This is a genomic window from Rhodoblastus sp. (genome assembly GCF_041915505.1).
Taxonomy (GTDB): domain Bacteria; phylum Pseudomonadota; class Alphaproteobacteria; order Rhizobiales; family Beijerinckiaceae; genus Rhodoblastus.
The window spans coordinates 1-9898 of record NZ_JAYSBG010000116.1 but is presented as its reverse complement, the minus strand read 5'-3'; the positions used below and the strand labels follow the sequence as shown (position 1 = coordinate 9898).

The 9898-nt window shown below is 64.0% G+C and carries 11 protein-coding genes and 1 pseudogene; 2 read left to right on the top strand and 10 right to left on the bottom strand.

Annotated elements, in window-relative coordinates:
* From ACE3S9_RS09290 to cysS, 4 genes and pseudogenes are all read right to left on the bottom strand, one after another.
* Positions 1-469 (bottom strand): annotated as a pseudogene (locus ACE3S9_RS09290) (citramalate synthase); the annotation flags it as partial.
* The gene (locus ACE3S9_RS09285; protein ID WP_374546169.1) at positions 466-963 is read right to left on the bottom strand and encodes a GNAT family N-acetyltransferase; all 498 of its coding nucleotides are present in this window, start codon (positions 961-963) and stop codon (positions 466-468) included. The pseudogene ACE3S9_RS09290 and the gene ACE3S9_RS09285, both read right to left, overlap by 4 nt.
* A complete protein-coding gene (locus ACE3S9_RS09280) occupies positions 963-1106 on the bottom strand; it encodes a hypothetical protein (RefSeq protein ID WP_374546168.1) in 144 nt (47 codons plus the stop codon). The genes ACE3S9_RS09285 and ACE3S9_RS09280 overlap by 1 nt, the downstream gene beginning before the upstream one ends.
* A gap of 190 nt (positions 1107-1296) precedes the next feature.
* A complete protein-coding gene (cysS, locus tag ACE3S9_RS09275) occupies positions 1297-2739 on the bottom strand; it encodes a cysteine--tRNA ligase (RefSeq protein ID WP_374546167.1) in 1443 nt (480 codons plus the stop codon).
* Positions 2740-2926: 187 nt separating this feature from the next.
* Between cysS and ACE3S9_RS09270 the strand changes: the two genes are divergently transcribed.
* Positions 2927-3604, top strand: coding sequence for an SDR family oxidoreductase (locus ACE3S9_RS09270; RefSeq protein WP_374546166.1), 678 nt, complete (start codon positions 2927-2929; stop codon positions 3602-3604).
* Positions 3605-3657: 53 nt separating this feature from the next.
* On the opposite strand, the gene ACE3S9_RS09265 is transcribed toward ACE3S9_RS09270, so the two are convergent.
* Positions 3658-5091 (bottom strand): arylsulfatase, encoded by a 1434-nt coding sequence (locus ACE3S9_RS09265; protein ID WP_374546165.1) that lies wholly within the window; start codon positions 5089-5091, stop codon positions 3658-3660.
* 25 nt (positions 5092-5116) lie between these two features.
* On the bottom strand, positions 5117-6052 hold the full coding sequence (gene serB, locus ACE3S9_RS09260) for a phosphoserine phosphatase SerB (protein ID WP_374546164.1): 936 nt from the start codon (positions 6050-6052) through the stop codon (positions 5117-5119).
* Between serB and miaA the strand changes: the two genes are divergently transcribed.
* Positions 6044-6964, top strand: a complete 921-nt coding sequence (gene miaA, locus ACE3S9_RS09255; protein ID WP_374546163.1) for a tRNA (adenosine(37)-N6)-dimethylallyltransferase MiaA — start codon at positions 6044-6046, stop codon at positions 6962-6964. The genes serB and miaA overlap by 9 nt on opposite strands.
* Positions 6965-6977: 13 nt before the next feature.
* On the opposite strand, the gene ACE3S9_RS09250 is transcribed toward miaA, so the two are convergent.
* The 4 genes from ACE3S9_RS09250 to ACE3S9_RS09235 all read right to left on the bottom strand — a co-directional run.
* A complete protein-coding gene (locus ACE3S9_RS09250) occupies positions 6978-7214 on the bottom strand; it encodes a thioredoxin family protein (protein ID WP_374546162.1) in 237 nt (78 codons plus the stop codon).
* Positions 7215-7231: 17 nt separating this feature from the next.
* Complete coding sequence (locus tag ACE3S9_RS09245; RefSeq protein WP_374546161.1) at positions 7232-8293, bottom strand: permease; 1062 nt, start codon at positions 8291-8293, stop codon at positions 7232-7234.
* Between the two features lie 128 nt (positions 8294-8421).
* Complete coding sequence (locus tag ACE3S9_RS09240) at positions 8422-9102, bottom strand: DJ-1/PfpI family protein (RefSeq protein WP_374546160.1); 681 nt, start codon at positions 9100-9102, stop codon at positions 8422-8424.
* A 22-nt stretch (positions 9103-9124) separates the two neighbouring features.
* Positions 9125-9898 (bottom strand): DNA translocase FtsK (locus ACE3S9_RS09235; RefSeq protein WP_374546159.1); only part of this gene is annotated, 774 nt, incomplete at its 5' end.

Below are 9898 nucleotides of genomic sequence, written 5' to 3'. Positions count from 1 at the left end.
CGTAATCGGGATTGGCCTTGTAGCCGTCGAAGAAATGTTCGCAATCGACGATGACCTCGCGGCCCGCTTTCGCCGCCGTCGCGACGCTGTCGGAAATGCCTTCGAGATTTTCCTCCAAGGTGCAGCCAAGCGCGACATGGACCTGATAGTCCCAGCTCTTGGCGACAAAGACGATGGTGTCCGCCGCGCTGTCGAGCAAAGCCGCCACGCCCGGATCATTGGCCGCCGAACGTCCGGCGCGCTTGGTCATGCCGAAGGCGGCGAAATGGGCGTTGGTCGTGCGCTTCGTCTTGAAGAATTCGGTGTCGAGCGGATTGGCGCCGGGATAGCCGCCCTCGATATAATCCATGCCGAGCGCATCGAGCAGGCTCGCGATCTGTTTCTTGTCGTCGAGCGAGAAATCGACGCCCGTGGTCTGCGCGCCGTCGCGCAGGGTGGTGTCGAACAAAGTGACGCGTTCGCGGCTCATTGGACATTCTCTTTCGACGCGGCGAGTTGTTTCGTCATGGTGGTGTTGCCGAGCACTTCATCGCCCAGGAAAATCATGTTGCGTTTTTGCGGCGCATAGGCGCGCGCGGCGAAGAAGGGCTGCGCGCAATCGGAGGCGTCCGTTGTAATGGACGCGGCCTTGCGCGCGCCGGCGAGTTTCTCCAGCGCATCGCAGAGCTGGGTCGCGACGCCGCGCCGGGCGAAATCCGGATGGACATAGAGCATGTCCAGGCAATCCGCGCCCTTGAGGCTGGCGAAGCCGGCGATCTCGCCCTGCAACAGCGCAATAATGGTCAGTTCGCCGGCGAGTTTCTTCGCGAAGGCCTCTTCGTCGTCGGCGACGGCGGCCCAGGCTTCGATCTGCGCCTCGCTGTAATCCTCCTGCGCCAGCTCCTCGATGCTGGCGCGGAACAAGGCGGCGAGCGAAGGCGCGTCGGCGGGTAGGGCCGGGCGCAGGGCGATTTTTTCGGCCATTACAGCAGTCCGTACCAATAGAGGGCGAAGCCGGCGACCAGGATCAGGATCACGACTTTCGCCAGGATGTAATAGAGCCAGTGCGCCGGAAACGGCAGGCTGGCGCGCCAATCCTTTTCGCGATCATTCGTGGGCTCGGTCATGAGCAGCTCCCATAGACGGGCCTCCCTTCTCCCCTTGCGGGAGAAGGTGGCGCGATAGCGCCGGATGAGGGGAGCGTCAGGTCAGGCCGGTGCCCCTCATCCGTCTCGCCGTCCCTTCGGGCCGTCGATCCACCTTCTCCCGCAAGGGGAGAAGGCGTCACGCGTCGAGATTGCGGATAATGTCCAGCATTCATCCCGCGACCTCCCATTCCGTGGTCGGATCTCCGGTCTCTTTGTTCTTGCCGTCCTTGAGCTTGACGCCCATCTCCGCCAGCAGGTCGCGCAGCCGGTCGGATTCGGCGAAATTCCTCGCCTTGCGGGCGGCGAGTCGTTCGACCACCAGCTTTTCCACCTCCGCGACATCCACGTCGATCTCCGGCGCCTTATGCGCCCAGGCGGCGGGATCGTCCTGCAACAGCCCGAGCAGGCCTGCGGCGCGGGTGAGCTTTTCCGCCTCGGCCCTGGCCGTCTGGCTGTCGCTGTCGCGCGGCTCGGCCTTGGCGGCGATGGCGTGCAATTCCGCCATGGCGCGCGGAATGTTGAGATCGTCGCACAAAGCCTCGACAAAGGCCGCGCGCAGGGGCGCGTCCGCCGCGCTTTTCGCCGTGACGCCATGGGCGCGCAACAGGCCATACCAGCGCGAAAGGGTCTTTTCGGCCTCTTCCAGCGCCTTCACGGTCCAGTCGATCGGTTGGCGGTAATGGGCGCGCAGCATGGCGAGGCGCAGAACTTCGCCCTTCCACGCCTTGCCGCCGAACTTGTCGCTGTGCAGCAGCTCGTGGATGGTGACGAAATTGCCGAGGCTCTTCGACATTTTCTCGCCTTCCACCTGCAGGAAGCCGTTGTGCATCCACACATTGGCCATCACGTCATGGCCAAAGGCGCAGCGCGTCTGGGCGATTTCGTTCTCATGATGCGGGAAGACCAGATCGATGCCGCCGCCATGAATGTCGAACATTTCGCCGAGATGTTTCCACGACATGGCGGAGCATTCGATGTGCCAGCCGGGACGGCCGCGTCCCCACGGGCTGTCCCAGCCGGGCTCATCTTCTTTCGAGGGCTTCCACAGCACGAAATCCATCTCGCCCTTCTTGTAGGGCGCGACCTCGACGCGGGCGCCGGCGATCATGTCATCCAGCGGCCGGCGCGACAAAGCGCCATAATCCGGCATGGACGGCACGTCGAACAGCACATGGGCGTCCGCTGCGTAAGCGTGGCCGGAGGCGATCAGCTTCTCGATGATCGAGACCATTTCCGCGATATGTTCGGTCGCGCGCGGCTGGACGTCAGGCGCCAGGCAGCCGAGCGCCGCGACATCCTCCTGGAAGACGCGATTGGTCTCCTCGGTCAGTTCGCGGATGGTGATAGCGCGCTCGGCGGCGCGGGCGTTGATCTTGTCGTCGACGTCGGTGATGTTGCGGACATATTTCACATGGCCGGCGCCATATTTCTCGCGCAACAGCCGATAGAGCACATCGAAGACGATCAGCGGCCGGGCGTTGCCGATATGGGCGAAATCATAGACCGTCGGCCCGCAGACATAGAGCCGCACATTGGCGGGATCGAGCGGCGCAAAGGCTTCGCGCTCCCGGGTCAGCGTGTTGTAAAGCTTCAATGGCGTCGAGACGGACATGATTTCCCCTGGCTCTGGCCGGGGCGTCGATCTCGCAGGAATTTTTATGGAGACATGACGGCGCCAGCCAGCTTTGCAGCTAGCCGATAATCGAAATTCCGCAAAGGATGTTCGAAAGCGTCATGGCGCGCACCATGCTGATTTCATGGCGCCGCGTCAAGGCGTTTTCATTGGGGAGGGGTGGTCTATGGCGGGCATCGCGGGCAAGCGCATTCTCGTGACGCAAAGCAGGGATTTCATGGGTCCGGCCATCTGTCGCCATTTTGAGGCGCTGGGCGCGGACGTCGTCGCCGATCCGAACGCCCTGCGAGCGCCCGAGGCGGCGCGCGAAGCCGTCGATCGGGCGGGCGCGATCGACGCGATCGTGGCGAATCTCGCGGTTCCGGCGCCTTCGACGCGCCTCGCCGATGTCGACGACGCAGAATGGCGGCAAGCTTTCGAGACGATGGTCGATCCGCTGCCGCGGCTGGTCCGGGCGGCTATTCCGGGGATGAAGCGGCGCGGCGGCGGGCGCATCGTGGTTATGGGCAGCGCGTCGGCGCTTCGCGGCATGAAGCGCGCCTCAACCTATAGCGCGGCGCGGGGCGCCCAACTGGCGTTCGTCCAGGCGGCTGGGGTCGAATTGGCGCCGGACAATATCCAGATCAACGCCATAGCCCAGAATTTCGTCGACAACCCGACCTATTTCCCGCCCGACGTGCAGGCCGATCCACGCTTTCAGGAACGTCTGCGGCGTGAGGTTCCGCTCGGTCGGCTCGTGACGGCGGTGGAGGACGCCAGCCTCGTCGCTTATTTGTGCAGCGATGCGGCGCGTTGTTTTGTCGGCCAGGTCTTTCCTCTCTCGGGCGGTTGGGCCGTCCGCTAAGCGCGAACGGCGCCGCGCCGGTCAAGCGGGAGTTTTCTGAAGCAGATCGCCGATCATTTCGTTTCTTCGCCGCCGCTCAGCGTCTCCATGTCCGGGAAAGCCGGGGGCAGGCCCATCCGCTTCTTCAAGGCCGCAAATTCGGTCGTGAGCCAAAGCGGCGGGACCCCCGCGGCGGCAAGTTCGTTGGCGCGCTTCTGAAGCGCCGCGACCTTGTCGGGGTTCTCGGCGGCGACATTGGTCTTTTCCGACGGATCTTGGGCGATATTGTAAAGTTCGACCGCCTGCGGCAGCGGCGTCCGCCAGATCAGCTTCCAGTCGCCCTGCCGGACGCCGGCGCGGAACGGCTCGATATTATAGACGATCTCGGTTCGGGGCGAGGGCTTGCCATCGCTGACGGTTCCCCAGACGTCGAGGCCGTCGAGCGGTTTGGTCTTGGCAAGCGAAGCGCCGGCAAGGCCCGCGAGCGTCGGATACATGTCGACCACATGGATTTTTTCGTCGATGGTCACGCCGGCTTTGATATGGCCCGGCCAGTTGGCCAAGGCGATCACGCGCGTTCCGCCCTCGTAAAGCGTGCCCTTGCCGTCGCGCCACGGACCATTTTGCACCGGTATCTTGATCTTCGACATGTCGCCTTCGCCGGCGAACATCGGATTGGCGGTGCCGCCATTGTCGCTCTGGAAGACGATGAGCGTGTTGTCGCGCATGTTTTTCTTGTCGAGCGCCGCGACCACCCGGCCGATCTGGTCGTCCATGGCGGAGATCATTGCGGCATAGGCGCGGCGGCTCGGCTCTTCGATATTCTTGTAGCGGTCGAGATAGTCCTGCGGCGCCTGATAGGGCGTATGGGGCGCGTTGAAGGCAAGATAGAGATAGAGCGGCTTGGCGACGTCATGATTTTCGATCAGCCGCACCGCGTCGTCGCCGAGCAGGGTGGTCGAATAGCCCTTTTCGCGAACCGGCTGGTTGTTGCGGAACCAGTCCAGCACATTGTGCTGTTCATGAGTGAAATAATCGATCTCGCCGATCAGCGGGCCATACTGGTAATCGAAGCCGCGCTGGCGCGGCCAATATTTCTTGTCGCCCTGGCCGAGGTGCCATTTGCCGATGATGGCGGTTTCGTAGCCGGCTTCCTTCAGCGCCTGCGGCAGCAGCCATTCATCCGTCGCGAGCCCGTAGGTGTGGCCGGAGGCGATGACGACCGTCTGCAAGCCATACCGGAACGGATAGCGCCCGGTCATCAAGGCCGCGCGCGTCGGCGTGCAGAACGGTTGCGCGTAAAATTGTTCAAGCCGCGCGCCGCCCTGGGCGAGTTCGTCGATATGGGGCGTGCGAATGTCCGAGCCGTGATAGCCGACGTCTTTCCACCCCTGATCGTCGGAAACGATATAGACGATATTGGGCTTCTGCGCGTCCGCCGCCAGAACGGGGGCGGTCATCGCCATCAGCGTCACGAAAGCTGTGCGGAGCGTTGCTCTCCAGGACATCCATTCCCCCCAGTTTTTTTGAAATCTAATCCACGACGAATTCATGAGCGGCGAAGCCCTGCGCATAGAGCAGAGCGGTCAGGTCGCCATGATCGACCCGCGCCTGGGCGGCGGCGGCCACCGCCGGCTTGGCGTGATAGGCCACGCCCAGGCCCGCCGCCTCCAGCATGGCGAGGTCATTGGCGCCGTCGCCGATCGCCAGCGTCTCGTCGAGCGAGAGTTCATGCGCGATCGACAATTCCTTCAGCGTCGCGAGCTTGGCCGCCTTGCCGAGGATCGGCTCGACGACGCGCCCGGCGAAGCGGCCGCCTTCCATCAGCAAAGTATTGGCGCGGTTTTCGTGAAAGCCGATCGCCGCGCCGACGCGCGAGGTGAAAACCGTGAAGCCGCCCGAAACCAGCGCGGTATAGGCGCCGGCGTCGCGCATGGTCTGCACCAACGTCCGGCCGCCCGGCGTCAAGGTGATGCGCTCCTCGATCGCCTGATCGACCACGCTCGCGTCAAGCCCGGCCAGCAGCGCCACGCGCTCGCGCAGAGCGGGTTCGAAGGCGATCTCGCCGCGCATGGCGCGTTCGGTGATGGCGGCGACATGCTCCTTCAACCCGACGAAATCGGCCAGCTCGTCGATGCACTCCTGGCCGATCATGGTGGAATCCATATCGGCGAGCAGGAGTTTCTTGCGGCGCCCCTCGACAGGCTGCACGAAAATGTCGATCGGCGCGTCGCTCAGGGCCAGGCGCAGCACCGACATGGCGGCCCGGCAATAAGCGGCGTCGGCGAAACCGCCGTCGGAATGATTGCCATGGGCGGCGCCGGGTGCGAAAGGAATATCGGCGGCCTCAAGCGGCGCGAGAATGACGGGTTCGTCCGCGCCGGGCAGACGGCTCGCGGCGGCGGCGAGAATCTCCCGGGTCAGGATTTGCGCGCCGGGCGCGCCGACCAAAGTGGCGACATGGGTCATTACGATTTGAACGCTCGCAACTTATCGAATCGACAGGAACTTCAGGCCGTTCTTTTGGCAGGGCCGACGGCCAGCGGCAAGTCCGCGCGCGCTATTGCGCTTGCGCGGGAGTTGGGCGGCGTCGTGATCAACGCCGATTCCATGGCGGTTTATCGGGACATCCCGATCCTGTCGGCGCGCCCGACCCCGGAGGAGACCGGCGCGGTTCCGCATCTGCTTTTCGGCCATATCGGGGCGGAACGCAATTATTCCGTCGGACAATGGCTGGCGGACGCCAAGGCCGCGCTGGACGAGGCCGCGCAAATGGGCCGGCTGCCGATCTTCGTCGGCGGAACGGGGATGTATTTCAAAGCCTTGCTGCGCGGCCTCTCCAATATTCCCGCCGTGCCCGAAGCGGTGCGCGCCCGCGTCCGCGCCGAGGCCGAAGGCGTCCCGGCGGCCGAATTGCACGAAAAACTGCGCGCGCGCGATCCGGAAACGGCGGCGCGGCTGCGTCCGACCGACCCGCAGCGCATTTTGCGCGCATTGGAGATTTTCGAGGCGTCGGGCGTCCCGCTCGCAACGTTTCAGGGCGCGCGCGAGGGGGCTTTGCTGGACGCGGCGCGCTGCGAATGCGTCTTTCTCGCGCCGGAGCGCGCGGCGCTCAACGCCCGCATCGACGCGCGTTTCGACCGGATGATGGCGCAGGGCGCTCTGGACGAAGTGCGCCGCCTCGCCGCGCGTGGGCTCGATCCGACGCTGCCCGCGATGCGCGCGGTCGGCGTTCCGGGCCTGCTGGCCTTTCTGCGCGGCGAAATGGCTCTGGAGGCGGCCGTGGAAAAGGGCAAGCGCGACAGCCGGCAATATTCCAAGCGCCAATTCACCTTCGCGCGGACGCAATTGCCGGAATTTGAATGGGAGAAAGCGCACTGACGGCAGGCAGCCGTCACGCCGCCAGCCATTTCGCCAGATCTGCCGCCTTCGGGATCCCGCCCGCGTGAACGACTTTGCCGTCGATCACGACGCCCGGCGTGGAGAGGACGCCGAATTTGGCGATCTCCACGTAATCGGTCACCTTTTCAATCGTGATTTCGACACCGAGCCTTTGGGCTTCCATTCGCACCATCTGCTCCGTCTCCTGACAGCGTTTGCAGCCCGAGCCGAGAACTTTGACGTCTCTCATGGGTTTGGCCTTTCCTTTCAGGAGAACAAAGCGTTGAACACATAGCCGACGGCGACGATTCCGACGGCGACAACGCCGACGAACACGGCGAGCAGCTTCGCCGTAAGCACTTTGCGCAGGATGATCATTTCCGGGAACGACAGAGCGGTCACGCTCATCATGAAAGCCAGCACCGTGCCCAGGGCCGCGCCCTTGCCGAGCAGCGCCTCGACCACCGGAATAATGCCCGCCGCATTGGAATAGATCGGAACGCCGATCAGGACGACGGCCGGCACGGACCACCAGCTGTTCTTGCCCATGATCGAGGCGAGCAGATCGCTTGGCACATAGCCGTGAATGAAGGCGCCGGCGGCAATGCCGACGATGATCCAGATCCACACCCTGCCGACAATGTCGCGCACCGCTTCGACGCCAGCCTTGATACGGTCGACGACCGAGATCGCTTCGGCGGGCGTCTCGAGCGCGCTGGCGCGCGCGTTGCGCACCCATTCCTCGAGCCAGCTTTCAAGATGCAAGCGCCCGATCACCGAGCCGGAGGCGATCGCTACGCCAAGGCCAAAGGACAGATAAGTCAGCGCGACTTTCCAGCCCACCAGAGCGAACAGAAGCCCCAGCGCGACTTCGTTGATCATCGGAGCGGCGATCAGGAATGAGAACGTCACGCCCAAGGGAACGCCCGCGGATACGAAACCGACGAACAAAGGCACCGCCGAGCAGGAACAGAAGGGCGTGAAAATTCCGAGCGCCGCCGCTGCGATATTGCCGACGCCCTCGCGTTTGCCGGCGAGGAGGGCTCGGGTGCGCTCGGGGGAGAAAAAGCTGCGCACGACGCCCATGGCGAAGACGACGAGCGTGAGCAGCATCAACACCTTCGGGGTGTCATAGATGAAAAATCGGACGGCTTCGGCCAGATGGCTGCCTGGAACGAGCGGCAAGAGCCCCGTCGCCCAATCCGAAAACCAGGGCAGGCGCCCATAGACCGCGAACCACAAGGCGATGAACGCCGCCGTCGCGCCGACCCACAAAGCGGTCGGCTCCCGAGGCCCGGACTGAAGATCGGGAGAGGCGTTCGCGCTCATTGAGAGTCCTGCATGCTCGGGCGGAAATCGACAGCAACGCGAAGAGACTTTATCGCGGCAATATATGCGCTATGCCGCATATATGAAATGGCGCATTCAGGATAAAAACGCGCGGTTTGCGACGCGCATCATTTCAGTCTTGCTGCGGCGGCCTCGACCGCTTTCAGACGCTCGGACTGGCGCGATGCGGCGGCCGCGCGGGCGCGCGCAACCAGTTCAGGCCCGGCCCGTTCTGGAGAGCCCGCGTCGAAGGGTGGGTGCGGGTCATATTCGATGGCGAGCTGGATGGATTTCGCGAGGTCGGGACCGAAAGCCTCGGCGGCCACGGCCAGAGCGAAATCAATGCCAGCAGTTACGCCGCCGCCGGTGATGATATTGCCATCAAACACCGTCCGCGCATTGACTGGCGTCGCGCCGAACGCCGCCAGCATGTCCCGGCTCATCCAATGCGTCGTGGCGCGTTTTCCCGCGAGAAGACCCGCCGCGCCGAGGACAAGGGCTCCTGTGCAGACACTTGTCACATAACGGGCGCCCCTCGCCTGCGTTCGGATGAAGCCCAGGACAAGGTCGTCGTTCAGAAGCGCATTGACGCCTGGTCCGCCCGGCACGCAGACCAGATCGAGCGCCGGACAATCGGCGAAGGTCGCCGTCGGCAGAATACGCATTCCTCCGTCGGCCGTCACCGGCTCCAAGTCTTTCGCGACAAGATCGACCCTGGCCTCGGGGAATTTCGCAAAGACTTCATAGGGGCCGGTCATGTCGAGCTGCGTGACGCCCGGAAAAAGCAGCAAGCCGATATGGAAGGCCATCTTGCGATCTCCGGGCTTCCCGTTAATCCTGCATATCGAACGCGCCGCGATCCACGCCGCCGCCGGCGAGGATCTGGCGCTTGCCGGCATGGTTGGCGGGGCCGACGACGCCGTCTTTCTCCATCCGCTCGACCAGAGACGCCGCCTTGTTATAGCCGATCGACAGCCGACGCTGCACATAAGACGTCGAGCACTTCTTGTCGCGCAGCACGATCGCCACCGCGCGGTCGTACAGATCGCCGCCCTCGTCGTCGCCATTGTAGGTCGAAGCGTCGCCCTCATCCTCGTCGCCTTCGTCCTCCACCGTCACGGCATCGAGATAATCCGGCTGGCCCTGCATCTTCAGATGCGCCACCACCTTCTCGACATCGGCGTCCGACACGAACGGCCCATGCACGCGCGAAATCCGCCCGCCGCCGGCCATATAGAGCATGTCGCCCTGGCCCAGCAGCTGCTCCGCGCCCATCTCGCCGAGAATGGTGCGGCTGTCGATCTTGGACGTCACCTGGAACGAGATCCGGGTCGGGAAATTGGCCTTGATCGTGCCGGTGATGACATCGACCGAGGGCCGTTGCGTCGCCATGATCAAATGGATGCCGGCGGCGCGGGCCATCTGGGCGAGACGCTGGATCGCGCCCTCGATCTCCTTGCCGGCGACCATCATCAGATCGGCCATTTCATCGACGATGACCACGATATAGGGCAGGACCGAGAGGTCCATCTGCTCCTGCTCGTAGATCGCCTCGCCGGTCTCGCGGTCGAAGCCGGTCTGCACGGTGCGGCAGATGATCTCGCC